Annotated in this window: 25 protein-coding genes; 19 read left to right on the forward strand and 6 right to left on the reverse strand. The window is 71.1% G+C overall.

All coding sequences use genetic code 11. The features are described from left to right. Positions 1-18 precede the first annotated feature (18 nt). The 3 genes from coaBC to KO717_RS29505 all read left to right on the forward strand — a co-directional run bounded on the left by coaBC (position 19) and on the right by KO717_RS29505 (position 4,838). The gene (gene coaBC, locus KO717_RS29495; protein ID WP_301374843.1) at positions 19-1,218 is read left to right on the forward strand and encodes a bifunctional phosphopantothenoylcysteine decarboxylase/phosphopantothenate--cysteine ligase CoaBC; all 1,200 of its coding nucleotides are present in this window, start codon (positions 19-21) and stop codon (positions 1,216-1,218) included. Between the two features lie 211 nt (positions 1,219-1,429). Further along, positions 1,430-2,638, forward strand: coding sequence for a methionine adenosyltransferase (metK, locus tag KO717_RS29500; RefSeq protein ID WP_030841517.1), 1,209 nt, complete (start codon positions 1,430-1,432; stop codon positions 2,636-2,638). A 61-nt stretch (positions 2,639-2,699) separates the two neighbouring features. Further along, complete coding sequence (locus KO717_RS29505) at positions 2,700-4,838, forward strand: primosomal protein N' (RefSeq protein ID WP_301372391.1); 2,139 nt, start codon at positions 2,700-2,702, stop codon at positions 4,836-4,838. A 156-nt stretch (positions 4,839-4,994) separates the two neighbouring features. Here the strand turns inward: KO717_RS29505 and KO717_RS29510 are convergent, their stop codons facing one another. Next, positions 4,995-5,546, reverse strand: coding sequence for a hypothetical protein (locus KO717_RS29510; protein ID WP_301372392.1), 552 nt, complete (start codon positions 5,544-5,546; stop codon positions 4,995-4,997). A gap of 249 nt (positions 5,547-5,795) precedes the next feature. On the opposite strand from KO717_RS29510, the gene fmt reads away from it, so the two are divergent. From fmt to KO717_RS29545, 7 genes are all read left to right on the forward strand, one after another. Further along, a complete protein-coding gene (gene fmt, locus KO717_RS29515) occupies positions 5,796-6,740 on the forward strand; it encodes a methionyl-tRNA formyltransferase (protein ID WP_301372394.1) in 945 nt (314 codons plus the stop codon). Positions 6,741-6,906: 166 nt separating this feature from the next. Next, positions 6,907-8,382 (forward strand): RsmB/NOP family class I SAM-dependent RNA methyltransferase, encoded by a 1,476-nt coding sequence (locus KO717_RS29520; protein ID WP_301372396.1) that lies wholly within the window; start codon positions 6,907-6,909, stop codon positions 8,380-8,382. 1,415 nt (positions 8,383-9,797) lie between these two features. Next, positions 9,798-10,484 (forward strand): ribulose-phosphate 3-epimerase, encoded by a 687-nt coding sequence (gene rpe / locus KO717_RS29525; RefSeq protein WP_301372397.1) that lies wholly within the window; start codon positions 9,798-9,800, stop codon positions 10,482-10,484. A 124-nt stretch (positions 10,485-10,608) separates the two neighbouring features. Further along, entirely contained in the window at positions 10,609-11,622 is a 1,014-nt protein-coding gene (locus KO717_RS29530) for a sugar-binding transcriptional regulator (RefSeq protein WP_030729529.1), read from the forward strand. Positions 11,623-11,745: 123 nt separating this feature from the next. Further along, positions 11,746-11,967 (forward strand): CarD family transcriptional regulator, encoded by a 222-nt coding sequence (locus KO717_RS29535; protein ID WP_189740325.1) that lies wholly within the window; start codon positions 11,746-11,748, stop codon positions 11,965-11,967. A 49-nt stretch (positions 11,968-12,016) separates the two neighbouring features. Then, positions 12,017-12,448 (forward strand): ribonuclease domain-containing protein, encoded by a 432-nt coding sequence (locus tag KO717_RS29540; RefSeq protein ID WP_301372398.1) that lies wholly within the window; start codon positions 12,017-12,019, stop codon positions 12,446-12,448. Continuing rightward, positions 12,445-12,894 carry a barstar family protein gene (locus KO717_RS29545; RefSeq protein WP_301372400.1) on the forward strand — a complete coding sequence of 150 codons (450 nt, stop codon included), beginning with the start codon at positions 12,445-12,447 and terminating at the stop codon, positions 12,892-12,894. Before KO717_RS29540 ends, KO717_RS29545 begins: the two co-directional genes overlap by 4 nt. Before the next feature lie 103 nt (positions 12,895-12,997). Here KO717_RS29545 and KO717_RS37385 read toward each other — a convergent pair whose 3' ends face one another. The 5 genes from KO717_RS37385 to KO717_RS29565 form a co-directional block, all read right to left on the reverse strand. Continuing rightward, entirely contained in the window at positions 12,998-13,474 is a 477-nt protein-coding gene (locus KO717_RS37385; RefSeq protein ID WP_351157538.1) for a group II truncated hemoglobin, read from the reverse strand. Continuing rightward, complete coding sequence (locus KO717_RS37390; RefSeq protein ID WP_367401549.1) at positions 13,471-13,800, reverse strand: putative quinol monooxygenase; 330 nt, start codon at positions 13,798-13,800, stop codon at positions 13,471-13,473. The genes KO717_RS37385 and KO717_RS37390 overlap by 4 nt, the downstream gene beginning before the upstream one ends. Positions 13,801-13,873: 73 nt before the next feature. Next, positions 13,874-14,383 (reverse strand): hypothetical protein, encoded by a 510-nt coding sequence (locus KO717_RS29555; protein ID WP_030729546.1) that lies wholly within the window; start codon positions 14,381-14,383, stop codon positions 13,874-13,876. 55 nt (positions 14,384-14,438) lie between these two features. Continuing rightward, a complete protein-coding gene (locus tag KO717_RS29560) occupies positions 14,439-16,163 on the reverse strand; it encodes an FAD-dependent oxidoreductase (RefSeq protein WP_301372401.1) in 1,725 nt (574 codons plus the stop codon). Beyond that, positions 16,160-16,426, reverse strand: coding sequence for a UBP-type zinc finger domain-containing protein (locus KO717_RS29565; protein WP_033226151.1), 267 nt, complete (start codon positions 16,424-16,426; stop codon positions 16,160-16,162). The genes KO717_RS29560 and KO717_RS29565 overlap by 4 nt, the downstream gene beginning before the upstream one ends. Positions 16,427-16,752: 326 nt before the next feature. Here KO717_RS29565 and KO717_RS29570 point away from each other — a divergent pair, with 326 nt between their 5' ends. The 9 genes from KO717_RS29570 to KO717_RS29610 are packed head-to-tail and all read left to right on the forward strand — an operon-like array spanning position 16,753 to position 25,098. Next, the gene (locus KO717_RS29570) at positions 16,753-17,577 is read left to right on the forward strand and encodes a type 1 glutamine amidotransferase domain-containing protein (protein WP_301372402.1); all 825 of its coding nucleotides are present in this window, start codon (positions 16,753-16,755) and stop codon (positions 17,575-17,577) included. A 42-nt stretch (positions 17,578-17,619) separates the two neighbouring features. After that, the gene (locus KO717_RS29575) at positions 17,620-19,266 is read left to right on the forward strand and encodes a thiamine pyrophosphate-binding protein (protein WP_301372403.1); all 1,647 of its coding nucleotides are present in this window, start codon (positions 17,620-17,622) and stop codon (positions 19,264-19,266) included. Positions 19,267-19,303: 37 nt separating this feature from the next. Continuing rightward, positions 19,304-19,738, forward strand: coding sequence for a nuclear transport factor 2 family protein (locus KO717_RS29580; protein WP_030008816.1), 435 nt, complete (start codon positions 19,304-19,306; stop codon positions 19,736-19,738). Positions 19,739-19,761: 23 nt separating this feature from the next. Further along, positions 19,762-20,217: a nuclear transport factor 2 family protein gene (locus KO717_RS29585; RefSeq protein ID WP_030008817.1), complete on the forward strand. Its 456-nt coding sequence runs from the start codon at positions 19,762-19,764 to the stop codon at positions 20,215-20,217. Between the two features lie 14 nt (positions 20,218-20,231). Then, entirely contained in the window at positions 20,232-20,615 is a 384-nt protein-coding gene (locus KO717_RS29590; RefSeq protein ID WP_301372404.1) for a nuclear transport factor 2 family protein, read from the forward strand. Positions 20,616-20,625: 10 nt separating this feature from the next. Further along, a complete protein-coding gene (locus KO717_RS29595; RefSeq protein WP_301372405.1) occupies positions 20,626-22,230 on the forward strand; it encodes a GMC family oxidoreductase in 1,605 nt (534 codons plus the stop codon). Then, positions 22,223-22,834, forward strand: coding sequence for a DJ-1/PfpI family protein (locus KO717_RS29600; protein WP_301372406.1), 612 nt, complete (start codon positions 22,223-22,225; stop codon positions 22,832-22,834). Before KO717_RS29595 ends, KO717_RS29600 begins: the two co-directional genes overlap by 8 nt. After that, positions 22,834-23,271 carry a VOC family protein gene (locus tag KO717_RS29605; RefSeq protein ID WP_301372407.1) on the forward strand — a complete coding sequence of 146 codons (438 nt, stop codon included), beginning with the start codon at positions 22,834-22,836 and terminating at the stop codon, positions 23,269-23,271. The genes KO717_RS29600 and KO717_RS29605 overlap by 1 nt, the downstream gene beginning before the upstream one ends. Positions 23,272-23,274: 3 nt before the next feature. Next, positions 23,275-25,098: an AGE family epimerase/isomerase gene (locus KO717_RS29610; RefSeq protein WP_301372409.1), complete on the forward strand. Its 1,824-nt coding sequence runs from the start codon at positions 23,275-23,277 to the stop codon at positions 25,096-25,098. The last annotated feature ends 5 nt before the right edge of the window (positions 25,099-25,103 follow it).

Here is a 25,103-nt window from a genome sequence, read left to right on the forward strand (position 1 = left end):
GTCGAAGGGAAGTACGTGGTGGACAAGCCGAAGGTCGTACTGGGAGTCAGCGGCGGGATCGCCGCCTACAAGGCGTGCGAGCTGCTGCGCCGGCTGACCGAGTCCGGCCACGACGTGCGGGTGGTGCCCACCGCGGCCTCCCTGAACTTCGTGGGGGAGGCCACCTGGTCCGCCCTCTCCGGGAACCCGGCCTCCACCGAGGTCTGGGAATCCGTCCACGAGGTGCCCCACGTGCGCATCGGGCAGTCCGCCGAACTCGTCGTCGTCGCCCCCGCCACGGCCGACATGCTGGCCAAGGCCGCCCACGGGCTCGCCGACGACCTGCTCACGAACACCCTGCTCACCGCCCGCTGCCCGGTGGTCTTCGCCCCGGCCATGCACACCGAGATGTGGGAGCACCCCGCCACCCAGGAGAACGTGGCCACGCTGCGCCGGCGCGGCGCCCTCGTCATCGAGCCCGCCGTCGGCCGGCTGACCGGCAAGGACACCGGCAAGGGGCGGCTGCCCGACCCCGAGGAGATCTTCGAGGTCTGCCGGCGTGTGCTGGCCCGCGGGGTGGCCGAGCCCGACCTCGCCGGGCGGCACGTGGTGATCAGCGCCGGCGGCACGCGGGAGCCGCTGGACCCGGTCCGTTTCCTCGGCAACCGCTCCTCCGGCAAGCAGGGGTACGCCCTCGCCCGTACCGCCGTCGCCCGCGGCGCCCGGGTCACCCTGGTGTCGGCCAACTCCGCGCTGGCCGACCCGGCCGGGGTGGACGTCGTACGCGTGGGGACGGCCGTGCAGCTGCGGGAGGCCGTGCTCAAGGCCGCCGCGGACGCCGACGCCGTGGTGATGGCAGCGGCCGTGGCCGACTTCCGGCCCGCCGAATACGCGGGCGGGAAGATCAAGAAGAAGGACGGGCAGGACCCGGCACCGGTGGCGCTCGTAAGGAATCCGGACGTTCTCGCCGAGATCTCGGCCGATCGTGCCAGGGCCGGTCAGGTGATCGTCGGATTCGCCGCCGAGACCGACGACGTCCTCGCGAACGGCCGCGCCAAGCTCGCCCGGAAGGGCTGTGATCTTCTCGTCGTGAACGAGGTCGGAGAGGCCCGAACCTTTGGTTCTGAGGAGAATGAAGCGGTCATCCTGGCCTCCGATGGCTCTGAGACGCAGGTGCCCAATGGTCCGAAGGAGGCTCTGGCCGAGGTGATTTGGGACCAGGTGGCAGTGCGGCTCTAGTCGCGACGCGCCTGGGCCGTTTCCCTTCTCCAGGTCACTTCCGTGGGTAAGAATGGGAGTGCCGCAGGTCACACGGCTCCCATAAGGCGAGACGGGTGGCCCAGGAAACGGTGGCGACCGATAAACTGCATCCGGAACGTGATCGGGCGCAGCCCCCGATGTGGTTCCGCCAAATGATCAGCCAGCAGCCGCTGCAACCCCAGGGAGCGTTGTGTCCCGTCGTCTGTTCACCTCGGAGTCCGTCACCGAGGGCCACCCCGACAAGATCGCTGACCAGATCAGCGACACGATCCTCGACGCGCTCCTCACCGAGGACCCGACCTCGCGCGTCGCCGTGGAGACCTTGATCACCACGGGTCTCGTGCACATCGCGGGAGAGGTGACGACGAAGGCCTACGCGCCGATCGCGCAGCTCGTCCGGGACAAGATCCTCGAGATCGGCTACGACTCCTCCAAGAAGGGCTTCGACGGCGCCTCCTGCGGCGTGTCGGTGTCCATCGGCGCCCAGTCCCCGGACATCGCGCAGGGCGTCGACACCGCCTACGAGAAGCGCGTCGAGGGCGACGAGGACGAGCTCGACAAGCAGGGCGCCGGCGACCAGGGCCTGATGTTCGGCTACGCCTGCGACGAGACCCCCGAGCTCATGCCGCTGCCGATCCACATCGCGCACCGGCTGTCCCGCCGCCTCTCCGAGGTCCGCAAGAACGGGACCATCCCGTACCTGCGCCCCGACGGCAAGACCCAGGTCACCATCGAGTACGACGGCGACAAGGCCGTGCGCCTGGACACCGTCGTGGTCTCCTCGCAGCACGCCTCGGACATCGACCTCGACTCGCTGCTCGCTCCCGACATCCGCGAGTTCGTCGTCGAGCACGTCCTGGCCCAGCTCGTCGAGGACGGCATCAAGCTCGACACCGAGGGCTACCGCCTCCTGGTGAACCCGACCGGCCGCTTCGAGATCGGCGGCCCGATGGGCGACGCCGGCCTCACCGGCCGCAAGATCATCATCGACACCTACGGCGGCATGGCCCGCCACGGTGGCGGCGCCTTCTCCGGCAAGGACCCGTCGAAGGTCGACCGTTCCGCCGCCTACGCCATGCGCTGGGTCGCCAAGAACGTGGTCGCCGCCGGTCTCGCCTCGCGCTGCGAGGTGCAGGTCGCGTACGCCATCGGCAAGGCCGAGCCCGTCGGTCTCTTCGTCGAGACCTTCGGCACCGCCAAGGTGGAGGTCCAGAAGATCGAGGACGCGATCGGCGAGGTCTTCGACCTGCGCCCGGCCGCGATCATCCGCGACCTGGACCTGCTGCGCCCGATCTACGCCCAGACCGCCGCGTACGGCCACTTCGGCCGTGAGCTGCCGGACTTCACCTGGGAGCGCACCGACCGCGTGGACGCCCTGCGTACGGCCGCCGGCCTGTAGGCACACCCCGCCGCACTGCGGACACGTACGGCCCCGGACCAGCTGGTCCGGGGCCGTACGCATGCCGTGCCTGTCAGTGGACTTTGGTAAGAATGCTGATGTGAGCAGCGCGAATGAGTCCCCGCCGGAGCAGCTCGCGCTGATCCGGGACATGGTCGCCGAGGCGAAGGCCAAGGCGCCCAAGGCGAAGCCGCGCACCTGGCGCGGGGCCGCCCTCGCAGCCGAGCTGCCCGTCGCCCGGGTCCTCGTGAACAAGGGCGTGCTCCACCTCGACCAGCTCTGGGACTACGCCGTCCCCGAGGAGCTCTCCGAGGCCGCCCAGCCCGGTGTCCGCGTCCGCGTCCGGTTCGGCGCAGGCTCCCACCACGTGCGAGGCGGCCGCCGCGAGGGCGGCGGCCTCATCGACGGCTTCATCGTCGAGCGCCGCGCCGAGTCCGACTACGACGGCGCACTGGCCGCCCTCGCCCACGTGGTCTCGCCCGAGGTGGTCCTCAGCCCCCGCATGCTCGCCCTCGCCCGGGCCGTCGCCGACCGGTACGCGGGCAGCCTCGCCGACGTGCTCCAGCTGGCCCTGCCCGCGCGGAGCGCCCGCGCCGAGGCCAAGCCCTCACCGGAACCCCTGCCGCCGCCCCCGCCCCCCGAGCCCGCCGGCTGGGAGCGGTACGGCGCCGGGCCCGGCTTCCTGCGCGCCCTCGCCACCGGCGCCGCCCCGCGCGCCGTATGGACCGCCCTGCCCGGCCCCGGCTGGGCCGACGAACTCGCCCGCGCCATGGCCGCCACCCTGGCCTCCGGGCGCGGCGCCCTCGCCGTGCTCCCCGACGGGCGGACCGCCGCCCGTGTCGACGCCGCCCTCACCGCCCTGCTCGGCGAGGGCCGGCACGCGCTGCTGACCGCCGAGTCGGGGCCCGAGAAGCGCTACCGCCAATGGCTGGCGGTCCACCGGGGCTCCGTGCGGGCCGTCATCGGCACCCGGGCCGCGATGTTCGCACCCGTACGGGACCTCGGGCTGGTCGCCGTCTGGGACGACGGCGACTCCAGCCACAGCGACGACAACGCCCCCTTCCCGCACGTCCGGGAAGTACTGGAACTGCGCGCCGTCAACGACGGCTGCGGCTTCCTCGCGGGCAGTACGAGCTGCACCGTGGAGGCCGCCCAACTGGTCGAGTCCGGCTGGGCCAGGCCCCTGATCGCCGACCGCGAGACCGTACGGGCCTGCGCGCCCCGCATCCGGACCGTCGGGGACGAGCTGCTCGCCCGCGACGAGGCCGCCCGGGCCGCGCGCCTGCCGAGCCTGGCCTGGGAGACCGTACGGGAAGGGCTGAAGACCGGGCCCGTACTCGTGCAGGTACCGCGGCGGGGCTACGTGCCCCGGCTGGCGTGCGAGCGGTGCCGCACCCCCGCCCGCTGCACGGTCTGCGCGGGACCGCTGGAGGCCCCCGACGAGCGGGACCTGAGGTGCGGGTGGTGCGGGCGGGACGAGCCGTCCTGGCACTGCGAGGAATGCGGATCGTTCCGGCTGCGGGCCCAGGTGGTCGGCGCGCGGCGCACCGCCGAGGAACTGGGACGCGCCTTCCCCGCCGTGGCCGTACGGACCTCCGGACGCGACCACGTCCTCGACGAGGTGCCGGACCGGCCCGCCCTGGTGGTGTGCACCCCGGGCGCCGAACCGGTGGTCTCCGGCGCCGGATACGCGGCCGCGCTCCTGCTCGACGGCTGGGCCATGCTGACCCGGCCCGACCTGCGGGCCGGCGAGGACGCGCTGCGGCGGTGGATCGCCGCAGCCTCCCTGGTCCGGGGCGACGGCCAGGTCGTGGTGGTCGCCGAGCCGACACTGCGGCCCGTCCAGGCGCTCGTCCGGTGGGACCCGGTGGGCCATGCCGTACGCGAGCTCGCGGAACGGTCCCAGCTCGGCTTCCCCCCGGTCTCCCGGATGGCTGCGGTGGCCGGCCGGGGCGAGGCCGTGGAGGCCTTCCTGGCCGGAGCCGGGCTGCCGCCCGACGCCGAGATCCTGGGGCCGGTGCCGCTCCCGGGGCGGCGCGGCGAGCCGTCCCCCGGGGAGCGGGCACTGGTCCGGGTCCCGCCGGGCAGCGGAGCCGCCCTGGCGGCCGCCCTGAAGGCGGCGCAGGCGGCCCGGCTGGCGAAGGGGGTCCCGGCGGCGGACGCCGTCCGGGTCCGGATCGACCCGCTCGACATCGGCTGACGCGGCCGCGCCGACGCGGTGTGCACGAGGCCGTCGCCGAACGCAGAAACCCCCGGTGGGGCGACCCGTACGGTCGCCCCACCGGGGGTGGACTCAGGCGCGGCGAGCCGGCGCGGCCGGCCGTCGGGTGTCGGCGTCCCGGCGGCAGGACGTCCCTCAGCCGTTGCGCGGACCGGGGAAGGCGGGGGAGCGGGGCGCCTCTGCGAGCCCCCGCCCGGGAACACCCCCGGCGGCGGCCGCCTGCGCCTCCTCGCGCACCGGCTGCGGCGGCATCGAGCGGGCCGCCGGGACGGTCGGCAGCGGCCCCAGGGTCCGGGTGGTCGTCCCCTCGGCCAGCGGCTCCGCGGACTCGGCGGACTGCGCCCGCCGGGCCCCGTAGCGGCGGTGCACGGCCTGCTTTGTGACACCGAGCGCCGAACCGACGGCGTCCCACGAGAAACCGAGCGAGCGGTCGAAGTCCACCGCCGCGGTCACCAGCGTCTCGACGCTGTCCCGCAGCTCCTGCGCGAGGCGGACGGTCGGCGCGGGCGCCCGGCCGTAGACGACGAAGCCGGTGGAGGGACCCGATCGGCGCGGGCGGTACACGTTGCCGAGCTGGGCGGTGAGCGTACGCAGGGCATCCACCTGCCGGCGAACCCGCTCGATGTCCCGTACCAGGAGGTGCAGGCTGGCCCGGGCTTGGGCGTCGTGGGTGGCGTGGTCGGCCATGAAGAAGCCTCTCGAACCGGTGCTGAAGGGCGGATCGGGCCGCAGACACCGTTCACCCGCGGCCCGTTTCGGTCAATCTCTCTTGACAACGCGCCACCCGTCGCCCAGGTCACGCTGTGGGGGCGTGTCGGCATATGCGAGAGGCGCGCGCGTGTGCGTACGCCCCCTCAACACCACAGGTGGGCGGCCCGACCCGCGCCCCATAGACTGGTGCGCTGCTGACAGCCGAGATAGCGAGGTAGTCCCCCAGTGAAGCTCGTCTTCGCAGGCACCCCCGAGGTCGCCGTACCCGCCCTGGACGCCCTGATCGCCTCCGGGCGGCACGAGGTCGCCGCCGTCATCACCCGGCCCGACGCACCGGCCGGCCGCGGCCGCCGCCTCGTCGCCAGCCCGGTCGCCGAACGCGCCGAGGAAGCGGGCATCGAGGTGCTCAAGCCCGTCCGCCCCCGCGACCCCGACTTCCAGGCCCGGCTGCGCGAGATCGACCCGGACTGCTGCCCGGTCGTCGCCTACGGCGCACTGATCCCCAAGAGCGCCCTCGACATCCCCCGGCACGGCTGGGTCAACCTGCACTTCTCGCTGCTGCCCGCATGGCGCGGAGCCGCGCCCGTCCAGCAGTCGATCATCGCGGGGGACCAGGTCACCGGCGCCTCCACCTTCCGCATCGAGGAAGGCCTGGACACCGGCCCGGTGTACGGCATCCTCACCGAGGAGATCCGGCCCACCGACACCAGCGGTGACCTGCTCACCCGGCTCGCCTTCGCCGGGTCCGGCCTGCTCGCCGCCACCATGGACGGCATCGAGGACGGCACCCTGCGCGCCGTCGAACAGCCCCACGACGGGATCTCCCACGCGCCCAAGATCACCGTCGAGGACGCCCGGATCGACTGGACCGCTCCCGCGATGCGCGCCGACCGCGTGGTGCGCGGCTGCACCCCGGCCCCGGGGGCGTGGACCGTCTTCCGCGGTGAACGCCTCAAGCTGATCTCGCTGGGCCTGGTGCCCGACCGCACGGACCTGGAACCGGGCCAGCTGGCCCCCGCCAAGAACAACGTGTACGCCGGCACCGGCTCGCACGCCGTGGAGCTGCTGTGGGTCCAGCCGCAGGGCAAGAAGCCGATGCGGGCCGCCGACTGGGCGCGCGGGGTGCGGATCGCTCCCGGCGAGCGGCTCGGCGGAGCCGACGTAGGCTGATCGGTGGGGACGGCGCCCGAGCGCGTACGTCCCCACGCACCACGCGCGGGACCCGCACCACGCGCGGGACCTGCGGGGCCCGCGGGACCGGCGGGTCCGGCACCACTCGTAGCACCTGTAGCACTCGTAGCACTCGTAGCACTCGTAACCCCGGAGCACCTTTCACGTGAGCGAACAGCCCCGTCAGCCCCGACGCAAGCCTGCCCCCGCGGGCGCGGGCGGCAAGCAGGCCAAGCCCTACCGCCGGCCCCAGAAGGACCCCGTCCGGATGCTGGCCTTCGAGGTGCTCCGGGCGGTGGACGAGCGCGACGCCTACGCCAACCTCGTGCTGCCGCCGCTGCTCAAGAAGGCCCGCCAGGACGAGACCTTCCAGGCGCGCGACGCGGCACTGGCCACCGAGCTGGTCTACGGGACACTGCGCCGCCAGGGCACCTACGACGCCGTCATCAAGGCGTGCATCGACCGCCCGCTGCGCGAGGTCGACCCGCCGGTGCTGGACGTGCTCTCGCTCGGCGCCCACCAGCTGCTCGGCACCCGCATCCCCACGCACGCGGCGGTCTCGGCGAGCGTGGAACTGGCGCGGGTGGTGCTCGGGGACGGACGCGCCAAGTTCGTGAACGCCGTCCTGCGGAAGATCGCCGCGCACGACCTGGACGGCTGGCTGGAGCGCGTCGCCCCGCCCTACGAGGACGACGCCGAGGAACACCTCGCGGTGTACCACTCGCACCCCAGGTGGGTCGTCAGCGCCCTGTGGGACTCGCTGGGCGGCGGGCGCGCGGGCATCGAGGACCTGCTGGAGGCCGACAACGAACGGCCCGAGGTGACTCTGGTGGCCCGCCCGGGCCGGTCCACGCCGGAGGAACTGCTGGAGGCCGTCGGCGAGGACTCGGCACTGCCGGGCCGCTGGTCGCCGTACGCCGTCCGGATGGCCGAGGGCGGCGAACCGGGCGCGCTGGAGGCGGTCCGCGAGGGCCGCGCGGGCGTACAGGACGAGGGCAGCCAGCTGGTGGCCATGGCCCTCGCGGCCGCACCGGTCGAGGGCCGCGACGAGCGGTGGCTCGACGGCTGCGCGGGCCCGGGCGGCAAGGCGGCACTGCTCGCGGCGCTCGCGGCGCAGCGCGGGGCGTTCCTGCTGGCCTCGGAGAAGCAGCCGCACCGGGCCCGGCTCGTGGAGCGCTCGCTCGCGGGCAACCCGGGCCCGTACCAGGTCATCGCGGCCGACGGCACCCGCCCGGCCTGGCTGCCGGGCTCCTTCGACCGCGTCCTGATGGACGTCCCCTGCTCGGGCCTGGGCGCGCTGCGCCGCCGCCCGGAGGCCCGCTGGCGCCGCCGCCCGGAGGACCTGGAGGGCTTCGCGCCGCTCCAGCGCGGGCTGCTGCGCGAGGCGCTGTCGGCGGTGCGGGTGGGTGGCATCGTCGGCTACGCCACCTGCTCGCCGCACCTGGCGGAGACCAGGGTCGTCGTGGACGACGTCCTGAAGGGCCGCGGCGCGGGCCAGTCCCCGGTGTCCGCGGAACTGATCGACGCACGGCCCTTCATGTCGGGCGTCCCGGCCCTGGGCGACGGCCCGGACGTCCAGCTGTGGCCCCATCTGCACGGCACGGACGCGATGTACCTGGCGCTGCTGAGGCGGACGGCGTAGCCGATCGGGGTACCGCTCCGCGACGCGGGGCGGGGGCGGGGCGGGGCAGGGTTGGCGGAATCAGCGGAAGCGCGGCGGGTGCTTCGGCAGTCGGGGTCTGCTCGACCGGAATCAGAGAGGCGTATGGGGGTTTCCCGTCAGTCCCATCGTCCCTCCGTGTCGGGCCGGTCCCTCAAGGGCGCTCCTCCTTCGTCGTCGCGTCGCTTCGCGATGGCCTTCGGCCACCCTTGACCGACCGTCCCGCCCCGGAGAAACGAAAGACTGCCGGGAAGCCCCCAAAGGAACGGGCCGGGGGATCAAGGATGAGGACGGGCACATCAGAGACCTTCGGGTGGGTCGGGCGCGAAGAGCCATGACCGAGAGACGGTCCCATCGAGACCAGGACCCGGGTCGGGGGAGCGCGTCCAATCGCTACGCGCTTCTCATCTCTCAGCGTCGCCAGACCGTCCTGGGCTGGACATAGGCCGCCCATTCCTCGCAGGTGCCCCTCATGGGGGGCGTCTGACGGCCGGCTGGGGTGAAGAGGGCTGAGACCTCGGCTATGTCGTCGTGGATGCGGGTCAGTGCAGGTGGGCGGCCAGAAAGGCCGACAGATTGCACCAATTGCCCCTGTATGTCCATGAGCTTGCGGGGTGATGCTCGCGTTGACCCGGTTCTACGACGGAATGGCCGAGGTGTGGGCCCCTACCGGCCGTCGGTCGCGGTCAGGGGGAAGTGCGTAGCGATCTGGGGCGGCCTGTGGCCGACCACAGGCGGTCGTCGGACGCATAGCGAGCGAGCGAGGGACCGGGGCCCTGGGCGGCCTATGTCCAGCCCAGAACGGTCGTCGGACGCTGAGAGATGAGGAGCGCGTAGCGATTTGGCGCGCCTCCCCCGACACGGCCCTGGTCTGTGATGGGCCCCGCCTCTTGGACGTGGCTCTTTGCGCCCGACCGGGTCGCGCTTCTCTGGCCGCCCCGTCCTCATCCTTGAGTGCCCGGCCCGTTCCTTTGGGGGCTTCCCGGCAGTCTTTCGTTTCTCCGGGGCGGGACGGTCGGTCAAGGGTGGCCGCAGGCCATCGCGAAGCGACGCGACGAAGGAGCGCCCTTGAGGGACCGGCCCGACACGGAGGGACGATGGGACTGACGGGAAACCCCCATACGCCACTCTGATTCCGATCAAGTGGCTCCCGACTACCCACACCCCCGCCGCGCTTCGTCTGACTCCGCGAGCCCGGCCCAGCCCCCCGAAGCCCCCGCCCCGCCCTACCGGCTCCCGCGCCTCGAAGTCTGCGCCCGGCCGGATCCCGCCCCCCGGGGTCGCTTCCGTACCACCCGGTCCCGGCCGTACCGTGCCCGGTGGCCCCGTCCCGTCCCGCGTGGGGCGACTTGCGGGGTCGTGGCCGGAACCCGGTGGGGGCATGGCAGGCTTGGGGCATGGCCGCTCAGATTTATCCCAGCATCCTGTCCGCCGACTTCGCCCGACTCGCCGAGGAGGCGAAGGCCGTCGAGGGAGCCGACTGGCTGCATGTCGATGTCATGGACAACCACTTCGTCCCGAACCTGACCCTCGGTATGCCGATCGTGGAATCCCTGAGCAGGGCCACGGACATCCCGCTGGATCTTCACCTGATGATCGAGGACCCGGACCGCTGGGCCCCCCAGTACGTGGAGGCGGGCGCGGGCTCGGTCACCTTCCACGCCGAGGCCGCCGCCGCGCCCGTGCGGCTCGCGCGGGAGATCCGGGCCAAGGGGGCGCGCGCCTCGATGGCGCTCAAGCCCGCGACGCCGATCGAACAGTACGAGGACATCCTTCCCGAGCTCGACATGCTGCTGATCATGACGGTCGAGCCCGGCTTCGGCGGCCAGCCCTTTCTCGACATCATGCTCCCGAAGATCCGCCGTACCCGGGAGCTGATCGCCAAGCACGGTCTGGAGCTGTGGCTCCAGGTCGACGGCGGGGTGTCCGCCTCGACCATCGAACGCTGTGCCGAGGCCGGCGCGGACGTCTTCGTGGCGGGCAGCGCGGTCTACGGAGCGGTCGAACCCGCCACCGCCGTGCGCACGCTGCGTGAGCAGGCGGGTGCGGCGATCGCGGCGGCGCCGTGGGCTTGCGACCACTGAACCAAGGGTTGATGAACAGCTCGGTGAACGGGAGCTGTCCAGGCTGATCAACGGCCGTCGGATCTGACAGGATGAACGGCGAGTCGAGAGTGTGAACAGCAGTGAGGAGAACGCGGTGTCTGCAATGTCGGCGGGACGGTCAGCCCTGCGGATGGGACCCGCGGAGCTGGTGCAGGCGGCGGCCATGGCGCGCCGCTTCTACCTGGAGGGCAAGTCCAAGATCCAGATCGCCGAGGAGTTCGGCGTGAGCCGCTTCAAGGTGGCCCGGGTCCTGGAGACCGCCCTCGAACGCGACCTCGTACGGATCGAGATCCGGGTACCGGCCGAGCTCGATGCCGAGCGGTCGGACGCGCTCAGGGCCCGGTACGGGCTCCGGCACGCCGTCGTCGTGGAGTCGCCCGCCGACGCCACCGAGGACGCGCCCGACCCGGAGAACCTGGGCGCGGTCGCCGCCGATCTGCTGGGCGAGCTGGTCAACGAAGGCGACGTACTGGGCCTGGCATGGGGGCGGTCGACCATTCACATGGCGGCCTCGCTGCACCGGCTGCCCCAGTGCACCGTGGTGCAGCTGACCGGCGTGTACGACGCGGGGACGGCCGAACGCGGTTCGGTCGAGGCCGTACGCCGGGCCGCCCAGGTCTCGGGCGGTGACGCGCACCCGATCTACGCGCCGATGCTGCTGCCCGATCCGGCGACCGCGGCCGCGCTGCGCAGCCAGACGGGGATCGCGCGTGCCTTCGAGTACTTCGACAAGGTGACGGTCGCGGCCGTGTCGATCGGCTCGTGGGAGCCGGGTATCTCGACGGTGCACGACATGCTGACCGACGAGGAGCGGGAGCACTACGCCTCGCTGGGCGTGGCGGCGGAGATGTCCGCGCACCTGTTCGACTCCGAGGGGCGTCGTGTGGGCCGGGACCTCGGCGAGCGGTGCATCACCGTCGAGGCGGACCGGCTGCGGCGGATTCCCGAGGTCGTGGCGATCGCGGGCGGGCTGCGCAAGGCCTCCGCGATCGGGGCCGTGCTGAGGTCGGGGCTGGTGACCAGTCTCGTCACGGACACGGCGGTCGCCGACTACCTCCTCACCGAATCGGCCCCAGGGCTGCGGCCGGCGTTGGACCGGGCCGACCCGGACGACTGACGCGGTCTGACCGGGCATGACGGGCCGTGGCGGCCGCTGCTGCCGCCATCGGTGCGGATGGTGCTGGAATTGAGATCCGAACGGCGGACCGCGCGGCGGCCTGCGGGGCGCATACTGGTTCCAATGACAAAGTCAGCAGTACCTCGCCGCCATTTGCCGTCCAGCCCGTTCAAGGCCCCCGTGGAGCAGCCCATCCGGCAGTTCAGCGTCGGCGACCGGGTTACCCACGATGAGCACGGCCTCGGCCGTGTCGTCGGAATCGAGGAGGGGATCGCTGTTCTCGTCGACTTCGGTTCGGTTCAGAAGCGAATCCTGAGTCCCTACACCAAGATGGCCGCGCTCTGAGGCCACCGGGCGATTCGCGAGCGAATCGGATATTTGGCACGATCGGTGCATGATCTTTCGGAACGTGCCCCGATCGTTGCTGCGTTTGCTGGGGGCTCTGTTCCTTTGTGCCGCGCTGGTCGGTGCGGTGGGTTGTGGCGGGTCGAAACCCGTACCTGCCGCCGCCAGTGCGAGTGCCTCCGCCGTCCCCGGGTGGGCGAAGGGGATGGCCACCGTACGGGCCGACGGGCTGCCGCAGCAGGCCCGTGACGTGCTCGTGCTCATCGACAAGGGCGGGCCGTACCCCTACCGGCAGGACGGCACGGTCTTCGGGAACTTCGAGAAGGCCCTGCCCCGGCAGAAGCGTGGCTACTACCACGAGTACACCGTGCGGACGCCGGGAGAGCGTGATCGCGGAGCCCGGCGGATCGTGACGGGTGAGGGTGGGGAGTTCTACTACACGGACGACCACTACGACACCTTCAAGGCGGTTCTCCGATGAGCCTGGACCCGCAGCCGCTCGCCCCGGCGCTCGAAGCCGCCGAAGCTGCGGGCTGGACGACCCTGCGGCTGGACCTGAGCGGGGTACGGGGCAAGGCCGAGCTGATGCGGCGGTGCGGGGATGCCTTGCGGCTGCCGGAGTGGGTCGGCGGGAACTGGGATGCCTTGGCCGACGCGCTGCGGGACCTGTCGTGGTTGCCGTCGCCTCCGGCCGGGGGGCGGCTGTTGGCCGTCACCTCTTGGCGGGGGTATGCGGGTGCCAGGCCGGGCGAGTGGGAGACGCTGGTCGAGGTGCTGGAGGAGGCCGTGGAGTTCTGGCGGGAGCCGGCGCCTGGCGGCGGGCCGGGGCCGGGGCTGGTGGTGGTGCTGGCCGACGGCGAAGCCGGGTCCGGGCCTGTTGCCGGGGCTCCGCCCCGGACCCCGCGCCTCAAACGCCGGCAGGGCTGAAAGAGCGCCTCAAACGCCGGCGGGGCTGGGTGGTGTCGGCCGGGCTGGGGTGATTGGGCGTCCTGGTCGAGGGGGCAAGCCCGGGGCCTGCCCCCTCGTTGAGTCAGTCCTGCGGGGTGTTCGGGATCCACGGTGGGGTTTGGCCCCAGGACCAGACCGGGATCTTGGCCGCGTCGACCGGGGGCGGGTTGGGGCCCGAGTAGATCAGGGCCATGCGGGTGCCCCACTCGATGTAGTAGGCGAACACCCCCCGGAACTCCGGGTCCGTCGGGAGGCCGACCTCGTCGGCCGTGTCCATCAGCAGGTCCACCCAGCGGCGGCGCTGCTGCTCGGTGATCGCCCGGCCCAGGTGTTTGGTGGCCATGTGCTGGTGGCCGCCGTGGTGGGCGGTGTAGTCCGCGGGGCCGCCGAAGACCTCCGACAGCCAGACCGCGACGTGCTGCGGGTGTTCCGAGTCCATGCCGGCGAAGACCGGGGCCAGGATCTCGTCCTGCAGGGCGTGGGTGTAGAAGGCGTCCGTGAGGCGGTTCATCGCCTCTGCTCCGCCCATCCACTCGTAGATGGTGGGTGTGGTGCTCATCGCTGTCCGGCGGCCTTTCCCGTGCCCACGACGCCGGTCACGAGGTAGTGCTGCATCTCCTCGATGGCCGTCACGTACGGACGGATCGCGTTGAAGAAGGCCGGGAAGTGCTCGCCCTTGCGGAACCCGCCCAGGTGGTCCTCGATCGAGGTCCAGCGGATCCGGAGGATGTAGCGCTCCTTCTCCTCGTCGCAGCGGGCCAGCTCGTAGTCGATGCACTCGGGCGAGGCCGCCAGGGACTCGGCGGCCCGGGCGTACGCGTCCTCGAAGGCCGACTGGTCGTCCAATGCGATCCGGTAGCGGATGTATTCGACGGTGGTGGTCATGGGTGCGTGCCTCTCCCTGGGTGTAGGTCGTCGCCAGCCTTACGCGATCACGTGCCGCCGTGGGGCGGATTCGTCATTCGGACTCGGACTTCATGGAGTCGGTGGGTTCTGAGACGTCGGGGCCCTGCGCGCGGACCCGCTGGACCTTGTCCAGGGAGTCGCGCAGCTCGGTCAGCCACTCGTCCGTGTTGCGGCCGACGAGGCGGACGCACCAGGCGAGCGCGTCGGCCCGGCTGCGGGCCACGCCGCCGGCGACCAGGGTGTCGAGGACCTGGCGTTCGGACTGGCGTAGGCGGGTCATCACCGGGACGGCGAGGTGGGTGAACAGGGTCGTCTCCTCACCCACCCGCACGCCCCAGGCCACCTTCCGGCGGTAGAGCTCTTCGGCCTCGCGGGCCACTTCGATGCGCTGTTCACGGGTGCGTTCGCGGAACTCCTTGACCGATTCGGTCGCCGGTATGACGCCGACGACCGTGATCTCCTCGCGGTCGAGGGTGACCGAGTCCAGGGACTCGTAGACGTCGACCGGCAGGCGCTCGGCGAACCACGCGCGGAGCTGTTCGCTCTGTTCGGCTGTAATCATGTAATCAACGTTGCATCCGTTGTGACCTTGATCGCAAGGCTCCCGGTGTTCGCTCTCAGCCCATCGAGCGATAGCGGTGGATCAGCGAGACGGCCATCGCGCCCTCGCCGACCCCCGAGGCGACCCGTTTCACCGAGTGGGCGCGGACGTCGCCCGCCGCGAAGACTCCGGGGACGCTCGTCTCCAGGGGGTACGGGGCGCGCTCCAGGCTCCACTCGGCCGGGAGTTCGCCGCCGTTCGAGATCAGGTCCGATCCGGTGAGGACGAAGCCGTACTCGTCGCGCTCGACGACGCCCGTGAGCCAGTCGGTGTGCGGGCGGGCGCCGATGAAGGTGAACATGAAGCGGGCCGGGATCTCGGTGTCCTCGCCCGTGTCCGCGTCGTGGAGGGTGAGGCGTTCGAGGTGCTCGTCGCCGTCGAGGCGGACCACCGTCGTACGCACCTTCACCTCGATGTTCGGGGTGCGGTCGATCTCGTCGATCAGGTAGCGGGACATGCTCGCGTCCAGGGAGGCCGCGCGGACCAGGATCGTCACGCGGGCCGCGTACTTGGCGAAGTGCACCGCCGCCTGGCCCGCGGAATTGGCCCCGCCGACGATGAACACGTGCTGCGAGATGCAGGCCGAGCTCTCCGTCGTGGCCGCGCCGTAGTAGAGGCCGGCCCCCTCGAAGCGGTCCGCGCCGGGGGCGTCGAGGCGGTTGTACGAGACCCCGGTCGCCAGCAGCACCGTCTCGGCGGAGATCTCCGTGCCGTCCGCCAGGGTCAGGATCTTGGCCGGGTCGTCCCGGGTCAGCGAGACCACCTCCACCGGGTGCAGGATCTCGGCGCCGAACCGGGAGGCCTGGATGGTGGCCCGGCGGGTCAGATCGCCGCCCGAGAGGCCCGAGGGGAAGCCGAGGTAGTTCTCGATCAGGCTGGACGTGCCCGCCTGCCCGCCCGGGGCGCGGGAGTCCAGCATGAGGGTCGACAGGCCCTCCGAGGCCGAGTAGACGCCCGCCGCCAGGCCCGCCGGGCCCGCGCCGACGATGACGCACTCGTAGTGCGGGCGGGAGGCGGTGGTGGCCAGGCCCAGGCGCTGGGCGAGCTGGGTGTCGGTCGGGGCCGAGAGGACCGACCCGTCGGGGAAGCGGACGAGGGGGAGTGCCCCGTCGGGCTGGGCGGCGATCAGGGTCAGCGCCTCGGGATCCCGCTCGACGTTGAGGAAGCGGAACGGCTGGCCGTTGCGGGTGAAGAAGTCCCGCACGGCGTGGGTGCCGGGGGAGACGAGGTGGCCGGCGACGATGATCCCGTCGTACGCAGGCCGGTAGGTGGCCAGCCAGTCCGACAGCAGGTCGTCCAGGACCGGGAAGAGCCGCTCGTGCGGCGGGTCCCAGGGCTTGAGCAGGTAGTAGTCCAGCCGGACCCGGTTGATGGCGGTGATCGCGGCGTCGGTCTCCGCGTAGGCCGTCAGCAGGACGCGGCGGGCGTCCGGGAAGCGGCTGACCGCCTCCAGCAGGAACTCGACGCCGGTCACGTCCGGCATGCGCTGGTCCACGAGGAACAGCGCCGGGTCGTGGCCGCGCTCGTCGAGGGAGTCCAGGATCTTCAGGGCGTCGGCCGCCGAGGAGGCGCCGAGCACCCGGTAGCGGTCTCCGTAGGCGCTGCGCAGGTCGCGGCGGACGGCGCGCAGCACCTGCGGGTCGTCGTCCACGGCGAGGATGACCGGCTTCTTGTGCTCCGCGCGTTCGGCGGCCGCGGCCGCCGAGGTGGTGGCGGCGGAACTCTCCGGGGCCGCGCTCACGCCGGGTCCAGCATCAGCTGGTCGGCGTAGCACCAGGCCCAGTCCTCGCCGGGCTCGTGGGAGGCCGCGATAGCGTGCTCGGTGGTCCGGTAGTGCCGGGTGGCGTGACGGTTCCTCGACGAGTCGCAGCATCCGACGTGCCCGCAGCTGAGGCACATCCGCAGGTGCACCCAGGTGTCGCCGGCGATGAGGCACTCCTCACAGCCCACGGCCGTGGGTTTCACCGGACGTATCTGATCGATGTGTGTGCACAACAGGTCCATCGTCATCGTCCCCGTCCCTCTCCTCGTGCTCTTGCCCGTGCTGTAGCCCGCGCTGTCACTCGGTCATTCGTTCATCGAATCGGCTCGTACGCCCGTGATTCACGGCGCGTCCAGACGATAGGGCGGAGCCGTCGGAATGGTTCATCGATTCGGCCGAAGTCAGGTAGTCCTGAAGCTACTTCATGACGTCTGCGGACGACTTCCTGAGGTGCCGCCACGACCTGGCCCGCTACCTCACGAAGTCGCATGCCAGCGCTTTGACGAAGCCCCTGGGCGCGGCCAGTGTGGGGGACGCCAACGACAACAGGCGGCGCCTGGAGGAATTCGTGAGCAGAAAGATTCTGGTCATTGTCTCCGAACACGGTTACTGGGCCGAGGAACTGATAGGCCCCGTATCGAAGTTCGACGAGCGGGGCTACGAGGTCGTATTCGCCACGCCGACCGGAAAGCGTGCACACGCTCTTCCGCCGAGCCTCGACGCGAACTACATCGATCCCCCGCTGGGACGTTCGGTGACCACCGAGGAGAACGCCCGGCTGGGACGGGAGTTCGAGCAGTCGAGCCGGCTGGACTCGCCGCTCGACATCGAGGCGTGGGTCCCCGAGCGTCCGTACACGAGCGACGAGGGCTATCTGCCCAAGCTGGAGCAGTACCACCGTGATCTCGACAAACTCGACGCCGACATCGCCGGGTACGACGCGATCCTCATCGTCGGCGGCAGCGGCCCGATCGTCGACCTCGCCAACAACGAGCGCGTGCACGCCCTGATCCTGGCCTTCCGGAAGGCCAGCAAGGTCGTCGCCGCCGAGTGCTACGGCGTCGCCTGCCTGGCCTTCGCCCGGGACTGGGGCGACCGCAGGAGCATCATCTGGGGCAAGCACGTGACCGGCCACTGCAAGGAGTACGACTACAAGGACGGCACCGGATTCCTCGGTACCGACTTCAACATGGGGCCGCCGCCGTATCCGCTGGAATACATCCTGCGCGACGCGACGGGCCCGCGCGGCGCGTACCACGGGAACTTCGGCAAGCCGGTGTCGGTCATCGTCGATTTCCCCTTCGTCACCGGACGTTCCACCCCCGACTCATATCTCACGGGGCAGAAGATCGTGGAAGTCCTGGAGGACGGTCTCACCCGATACGGCTGGTGATCCCGGAGGCCGCAGGGAAATCGGAGAGTTGAGGGGGAAGTCATGGAAGCCACTCCCGGACGGGAAAGGCTGATCGAGCAGTTCAAGGCCGACGGTCTGAATGTGATGTTCGGAAATCCGGGGACGGTGGAACAGGGATTCCTCGACGCGGTGGACGCGGCGGAGGACTTCCACTACATCCTCGCCCTCCAGGAGACCGTGGCCGCCGGCATCGCCGACGGGTACGCCCGGGCGACCGGCGGCGCGGCCCTGCTCCAGCTGCACTCCGGCGTCGGCCTGGGCAACGGCATCGGCATGCTCTACCAGTCGCTGCGCGGCCACACCCCGCTCGTCGTGGTCGCCGGCGACGCAGGGGTGCGGTACGACGCCATGGACGCGCAGATGGCCTCCGACCTGGTGGCCATGGCCAAGCCGGTGACCAAGTACGCGACCCGGGTCACCGACCGGCACTCGGTCCTGCGCACCATCCGGCGAGCGGTGAAGATCGCGCTCACCCCGCCCCGCGGGCCGGTGTTCGTGGCGCTGCCCATGGACGTGCTGGACGAGCTCAACTCCGAGCCCGTCCTGCCCTCCACGGAGGTGCTCACCGACGTGTCGCCCTCGCCGGCCTCGGTGGGGCGGGCGGCCGAGCTGCTCGCCTCCGCCGAGCGGCCGGTCGTCCTGGTCGGGGACGGGGTCGCGCTCTCCGGGGCGCAGAACGAGCTCGTCGCCGTCGCCGAGCTGCTGGGCGCCGACGTGTACGAGGTCGACTCGTCCGAGGTGAACATCGCGGCCTCGCACCCGCTGCGGCGGGGCCAGACCGGGCACATGTTCGGCCCGCACAGCAAGGAGCTCGTCGGGGACGCCGACGGGGTGCTGATCGTCGGCACCTATGTCTTCCCGGAGGTCTTCCCCGAACTGGAGAGCCCCTTCCGGGCGGGTGCCAAGGTCGTCCACATCGACCTCAACGCCTACGAGATCGCCAAGAACCACCCGGTGGACCTGGGCCTGGCCGCGGATCCCAAGCAGGCGCTGCGCGCGCTGGCCGGCGTACTGGAGCGGATCCTCGGCCCGCAGCGGCGGGCCGCGGCGGCCGCGCGCCTCGACGTACGGACCCGCGAGCGGGTCCGCGAGGTGCGGGAGGCGCGGTCGGCCACGGACGACGGCACGCCGATGGCCGTCTTCCTGAAGACCCTGGCCGAGCGCACCGGCGGGGACCTGATCGTCTTTGACGAGGCGCTGACCACCTCGCCGCTGGTCACCCGGTACCTGCCGGCGGAGCGCCCCGGCGACTACCACCTCACCCGGGGCGGCTCGCTCGGGGTGGGCTTCCCGGGCGCGGTCGGGGCCAAGCTGGCCCGGCCGGAGCGGCTGGTGGTCGGCTTCGCGGGAGACGGCGGGTCCATGTACACGTACCAGGCGCTGTGGACGGCGGCCCGGCACGGCATCGACGCCAAGTTCGTGGTGTGCAACAACCGCAAGTACCGGCTGCTGGACGACAACATCGCCCAGTACTGGCGGGAGCGGGACATCCCGGAGCACGGCTTCCCGGGCTCCTTCGACCTCTCCCACCCCGAGATCGACTTCGCCGGACTGGCCCGGTCGCTCGGCGCCGGCGGGATGCGTGTGGAGAAGCCCGACGAGGCGGTCGCCGCCGTGGGCCGGATGCTGTCCCACCCCGGACCGTTCCTCGTGGACGTCCAGATCTGACCAGAGCACTCACGCAGCACGGACAGGAGGAGACCGCATGCCCGCCGAGCGGCAGCTGACCGAGGACGCGATCCGCAGTTTCGCCGAGAACTGGTACGTGGCGCTGGACCAGCACGTGGGTCTGGACGACGTGCTCGCCCTGATCACCGAGGACCTCGAGTTCAAGGTCCCCGAGGACACCTTCCTCGGACACGAGGGGTTCGGCCGCTGGTACGCGGCCGTCACCCACCGCTTCTTCGACGAGGTGCACACCGTCACGAAGGTGGAGCCCGTCATCGAGGGCGACCGGGCGGTCGTCCGGGTCCTCGTCAACTGGCAGGCCAAGATCTGGGACCCGCCGGCCGCCCGCAGCCAGTGGCTCGGCTTCGACGCCGACCAGACCTGGACGGTCGTGGCCGGTCCGGACGGACCGCTGATCAAGCAGTACACCGTCAACGACCTGGCGCCGATGCCCGGTTCCGGCTCGCTCTGAGCGCCGGCGAAGGAGAAGCGACGATGACCGAAGTGACACGCGAGCGGGTCGAGGCGGCCTACGCCGCCCTCGGCTCCGGCGACCGGGCGCGCATCCTGGAGTACTACTCCGAGGACCTGCGCTGGCTGGTGCCGGGCAGCCACCCGCTGGCCGGCTGGTACGAGAGCCTGGACGCCTTCCTGGAGCTGATGGGGCAGACCCACAAGCTCACGGGCGGCACCTTCCGGATGGACATCCAGGCGGTCCTCGTCGGCGAGGACTGCAGCGCCGACGTGTGCCGCAACGTGGCCCTGCGGGACGGCGCGGACGAGACGAGCACGTCCCCGTACGAGCGGATGGACTACCCGGTCTTCCACTTCATGCGGTGGCGCGGCGGCCGGATCGTCGAAGGCCGCGACGGGCTCTTCGGGGACTCGGCGACCGCCTTCAGCCAGTTCTGGGCGCCGTTCGCGCCGGACGGAACCCGCAGGGACCGATAGGGGGGTTGAGCGCGATGGACCGACACGAGAGCCACACCGAAATCCTTCGGAAGTACTACGAGTACGCCAACGCCGGGGACTGGGACCGCTGGTGCGACCTGTTCGCCGACGACCAGGTGATGGACGAGCAGCTCGCCGGCCACATCGAGGGCCTGGACGTGCTGCGCTCGATGATGAAGGGCATGGGCACGATGTACCGGGTCTTCCGGAACGAGCCCGTGCACTTCCTCGTCGACGGCGAGAAGGCCGCGGCCGTCTCGCACCTGACCGCGGTCAGCGCCTCGGGCGAGGCCATCGAGGCCGAGGTCATGAACTTCTTCCGGATCGTGGACGGAAAGATCGCCTACATGGCGAACTACCACGACACGGTTCCCTTCCAGGTGCTGAGCCAGGACTGAGGGGGGATCCGTGAGCGTCGAAGAGTACGACTACGTCGTCGTGGGATCCGGCACCGCCGGCAGCGTGCTGGCGGACCGGCTCTCCGAGGACCCGGACGTCTCCGTCCTGGTCCTGGAGGCGGGCGGCTCCCGCATACCGCCCGAGGTGGACGACCCGTCCTCCTGGTACAAGCTCCTCGGCGGGCCGGTGGACTGGGGCTACACCAGCACCCCGCAGCCCGGCCTCGACGGCCGCCGCACTTACGAACCGCGCGGCAAGGCCCCCGGCGGCAGCAGCAACCTCTACATCATGATGCACATCCGGGGCCACGCCTCGGACTTCGACAACTGGGCCTACCAGGGCGCCGCCGGCTGGTCCCACGAGGACGTGCTGCCCTACTTCGCCCTGCTGGAGGGCCAGGAGGACGCCACCGCCGCCACCACGGGCACCCGGGGCCCGCAGCGGATCACCAACGCCGGACGGCACGGCCCCAACCCGGTCTCCCGCGCCTTCATCGACGCCGCCGTCGAGCTGGGCCACCAGGAGATCGACGACTTCAACACCGACGGCCCCCGGCGCGGCCTCTTCGGCACCGGCTGGCACCACATCGACGTGGCCGACGGCCGCCGCCAGGGCGCCCTCGCCGCCTACCTGGAGCCGGCGCTGCGGCGCGCCAACCTGACCCTGCGCACCAACGCGCAGAGCACCCGGCTGCTGTTCGACGGGGACACCTGCACGGGCGTCGAGTACGTCCAGCTGAAGGCTCCCGCCGACTTCCCCGGCCGGACGGTCCGGGACGGCCACAGCGCCGCCGCGGCGCCCGGGCTGCACACCGTACGGGCCCGCCGTGAGGTGATCGTGGCGGCCGGGGCGATCGAGTCCCCGAAGCTGCTGCTGCTCTCCGGCATCGGCCGTCCCGAGCAGCTGCGCGAGCACGGCATCGAGATCACCGCGGCCCTGCCCGGGGTCGGCGAGAACTTCCACAACCACGTCCTGACCGGGCTGATGGCCGAGGTCACCCAGGAGCTCCCGCCGCCGGCGCAGAACCTGTCGGAGAGCGCTCTATTCCTGTCCTCGCAGCCCGGGCTGCCCGCCCCCGACCTGCAGATCGCCTTCGTCCACGTGCCGTTCGACGTGATCGTCGGCCAGGACCACCCCAACACGGTGTCGATCCTGCCCGGTGTCGTACGGCCCGTCTCGCGCGGCTGGATCAGGCTGGCGAGCGCCGATCCGCTGGCCCACCCGCTGATCAACCCGAACTACCTGGGCGACCGGTGGGACCTGGAACGGATGGTCCAGGGCGTCAAGATCGCCCGGGAGATCTTCGCGACCTCCGCCTTCTCCCCCTGGTACAAGCAGGAGCTCCAGCCCGGCCCGGGCTACGTGGGCGACGACGACCTGCGGACCTTCGTGAAGCAGAAGTCGGAGAGCTACCACCACCAGGCCGGCTCCTGCCGCATGGGCATCGACGACCTCTCCGTCGTCGACCCCGAGCTGCGGGTGCACGGCGTACGGAACCTGCGCGTGGTCGACGCGAGCGTGATGCCCGCGGTCCCGTCCGGCAACTGCCACACCGCCATCGCGATGATCGCCGAACGCGCGGCGGACTTCCTGAAGGGAGCCTCCCGTGTCTGACGCGGTGCTGCGCGAGGGCGCGCTGTCCGGGACCCGGATCGCGGTCCTGGTCGAGAGCGACTACTACGAGCCGGAGATCTTCTACTACCAGCGCCGCTTCGCCGAGGAGGGCGCCGAGGTCGACTTCCTGACCCGGCTGTGGGGCAACGACTCCATCACCTTCACCGGGCACGAGTACCGGGCGCCCTTCACGGCCACGCAGTCCCTGGAGGGACTGAGTGACACGGAGCTGCGCCGGTACGCGGCGATCATCGTGCCCTCGGGCATGGTGGCCGACCGGCTGCGCTACACCGAGGACGTGGACGTCCTCGCCCCGGCGACCGAGCTGCTGCGCCGGGCCTTCGAGGAGCCGACGGTCCTCAAGGGGATCATCTGCCACGGCATGTGGCTGGCCTCCTCGATCCCGGACAAGATCCGCGGCCGCAAGGTGGTCTGCCACAACAACCTCATCGGTGACGTCCGGAACATGGGCGGGGAGTACGTCGACGAGGACGTGGTGGTCGACGGGGACCTGGTCACCGGCCGCACCGGAGCCCACCACCACCTGTTCGCCCGCCGGATCATCGAACTGATCGCGGCCGGCCGGGGCCGGGGAGCCGGCTGATGGCCGCCGGGCTGCGCTGGTCCCACGTAGGACTGAACTGCACGGACCAGAAGACCACCGAGGAGTTCTACACCCGGTACTTCGGCTTCACCCGGGCCCGGGTGGTCGACCTCGGGGAGACCCAGATCGTGTTCCTGCGCAAGGGGGACGCGTACCTGGAGCTCTTCGCGGCCGGCGGGACCGCCCCGGCCCGCCCGGCGAACGACGACGGCCCGCAGGCCCCCGGCCGGATGCGCCACCTGGCCTTCCAGACCGACAGCGTGGACGCGTTCCTGGCCGAGCTGGGCGACGCGGCGGAAGTGACCCTGGGACCACTGGACTTCGACGACTTCATCTGCGGCTGGCGGACCGTGTGGGTCCGCGATCCCGACGGGGTCGTCGTCGAGGTCAGCCAGGGGTACGAGGACGACGGCTCTCACGACAAGGACGGTGCGTGACCCATGGCTGACGCCGTGACCTTCTCCTTCTCCGACACGATCGCGGGATACGTCACCCGCTTCGACTCCGGGGCCCGGCTGCTGAAGCTGAAGACCTCCGACGGGCGCGAGTTCGACGTCTCCCTCGCCGGTGACCCCAGCGCCGAGCTGGTCCGCAACCTGGACGAGCCCTACATCGACGCCTCCGGGCACATCGACGAGATGCTCTCGCCCGGACGGTTCCTCTTCGTCTACGGGGTCCACTACCCGGAGCACGGCGGACGCTTCGACGCCAAGCGCCTGGTCTTCCTGGGCCGCGGGGCCGAGGACTACCGCTTCGAGGAGCCCAGCTGGTGGATCAAGCAGATCGAATCCCTGGCCGACTTCTACAAGCGGGCGCAGTTCGGCGACGGGCCGGTGGACTTCACCGAGTACCGCACCGAGATCCGGCTCGGCGGTGACAAGACCGCCAGCCACGTCCAGGAGACCGACACCATCTCCCGCCTGGTCTACGGCATGGCCTCGGCCTACCTGCTGACCGGCAAGGACGAGTACCTGGAGGTCGCCGAGCGCGGCACCGAGTACCTGCGCAAGCACATGCGGGTCGTGGACAGCGAAGAGGACGTGGTCTTCTGGTACCACGGCATCAGCGTCGACGGGGACAGCGAGCGCAAGCTCTTCACCTCGGAGTTCTCCGACGACTACGACGCGATCCCGATGTACGAGCAGATCTACGCGCTGGCCGGCCCGATCCAGACGTACCGGGTCACCGGTGACATCCGGATCAAGAACGACGCGGACGCCACCATCAGGCTGTTCGACAAGTTCTTCTTCGACCCGGAGCAGGGCGGCTACTACTCGCACATCGACCCGATCCTCTTCAGCGCCGACCACGAGTCCCTCGGTGAGAACGCCGAGCGCAAGAACTGGAACTCGGTCGGCGACCACGCGCCCGCCTACCTGATCAACCTGTACCTGGCGACCGGCGACCAGAAGTACGCCGACTTCCTCGAGTACACCTTCGACACCATCGCCGACAAGTTCCCGGACTACAAGAACAGCCCCTTCGTCCAGGAGCGCTTCTTCCGCGACTGGTCGCACGACACCGCGCACAGCTGGCAGCAGAACCGTGCGGTGGTCGGCCACAACCTGAAGATCGCCTGGAACCTGATGCGGATGAACTCGCTGAAGGCCAAGCCGGAGTACGAGCAGCTCGCCAGGAAGATCGGCGAGATCATGCCGGCGGTCGGCAGCGACGTGCAGCGCGGCGGCTGGTACGACGTCGTCGAGCGGATCAAGGACGGCGACCAGGAGGCGTACCGGTTCGCCTGGCACGACCGCAAGGCCTGGTGGCAGCAGGAGCAGGCGATCCTCGCCTACCTCATCCTGAACGGCACGGTCGGCGGCGACGCGAACCTGCGCGAGGCCCGGCAGGCCCAGGCCTTCTACAACACCTTCTTCCTCGACCACGACGAGGGAGCCGTCTACTTCAACGTGCTCGCCAGCGGTACGCCGTACCTGCTCGGCACCGAGCGGCTCAAGGGCAGCCACTCGATGTCCATGTACCACTCGGCGGAGCTCTGCTACCTCTCCGCCGTCTACAACAACCTGCTCATCAACGGCCGGGAGATGGACTTCCACTTCCAGCCCGACCCGACGAACCTGCCCGACCGCGTCCTGCGCGTCTCGCCCGACCTGCTTCCCGCCGGTTCGGTGCGGATCGCGTCCGTGGAGATCGACGAGAAGCCGTACACCGACTTCGACGCCGATGCCCTCACCGTGCGGCTGCCCGACGTGCAGGGCCGCGTGAAGGTCAAGGTCCGGCTGCGTCCAGTGGCCAAGAAGTAGCGCTC

This window comes from Streptomyces xanthophaeus, from assembly GCF_030440515.1.
GTDB classification, from domain to species: Bacteria; Actinomycetota; Actinomycetes; order Streptomycetales; family Streptomycetaceae; genus Streptomyces; species Streptomyces kutzneri.

Bases quoted from the DNA above. Each gene is read 5' to 3' on its own strand.
- rpe (WP_301372397.1), top strand. From the start codon at position 9,798: ATGGCCGCTCAGATTTATCCCAGCATCCTGTCCGCCGACTTCGCCCGA.
- KO717_RS29575 (WP_301372403.1), top strand. From the start codon at position 17,620: ATGGAAGCCACTCCCGGACGGGAAAGGCTGATCGAGCAGTTCAAGGCC.
- KO717_RS29590 (WP_301372404.1), top strand. From the start codon at position 20,232: ATGGACCGACACGAGAGCCACACCGAAATCCTTCGGAAGTACTACGAG.
- KO717_RS29545 (WP_301372400.1), top strand. From the start codon at position 12,445: ATGAGCCTGGACCCGCAGCCGCTCGCCCCGGCGCTCGAAGCCGCCGAA.
- KO717_RS37390 (WP_367401549.1), bottom strand. From the start codon at position 13,800: ATGACCACCACCGTCGAATACATCCGCTACCGGATCGCATTGGACGAC.
- KO717_RS29605 (WP_301372407.1), top strand. From the start codon at position 22,834: ATGGCCGCCGGGCTGCGCTGGTCCCACGTAGGACTGAACTGCACGGAC.
- KO717_RS29510 (WP_301372392.1), bottom strand. From the start codon at position 5,546: ATGGCCGACCACGCCACCCACGACGCCCAAGCCCGGGCCAGCCTGCAC.
- KO717_RS29580 (WP_030008816.1), top strand. From the start codon at position 19,304: ATGCCCGCCGAGCGGCAGCTGACCGAGGACGCGATCCGCAGTTTCGCC.
- KO717_RS37385 (WP_351157538.1), bottom strand. From the start codon at position 13,474: ATGAGCACCACACCCACCATCTACGAGTGGATGGGCGGAGCAGAGGCG.
- KO717_RS29540 (WP_301372398.1), top strand. From the start codon at position 12,017: ATGATCTTTCGGAACGTGCCCCGATCGTTGCTGCGTTTGCTGGGGGCT.
- KO717_RS29555 (WP_030729546.1), bottom strand. From the start codon at position 14,383: ATGATTACAGCCGAACAGAGCGAACAGCTCCGCGCGTGGTTCGCCGAG.
- KO717_RS29505 (WP_301372391.1), top strand. From the start codon at position 2,700: ATGCCGTGCCTGTCAGTGGACTTTGGTAAGAATGCTGATGTGAGCAGC.
- KO717_RS29530 (WP_030729529.1), top strand. From the start codon at position 10,609: ATGTCGGCGGGACGGTCAGCCCTGCGGATGGGACCCGCGGAGCTGGTG.
- KO717_RS29535 (WP_189740325.1), top strand. From the start codon at position 11,746: ATGACAAAGTCAGCAGTACCTCGCCGCCATTTGCCGTCCAGCCCGTTC.
- KO717_RS29585 (WP_030008817.1), top strand. From the start codon at position 19,762: ATGACCGAAGTGACACGCGAGCGGGTCGAGGCGGCCTACGCCGCCCTC.
- KO717_RS29610 (WP_301372409.1), top strand. From the start codon at position 23,275: ATGGCTGACGCCGTGACCTTCTCCTTCTCCGACACGATCGCGGGATAC.
- KO717_RS29565 (WP_033226151.1), bottom strand. From the start codon at position 16,426: ATGGACCTGTTGTGCACACACATCGATCAGATACGTCCGGTGAAACCC.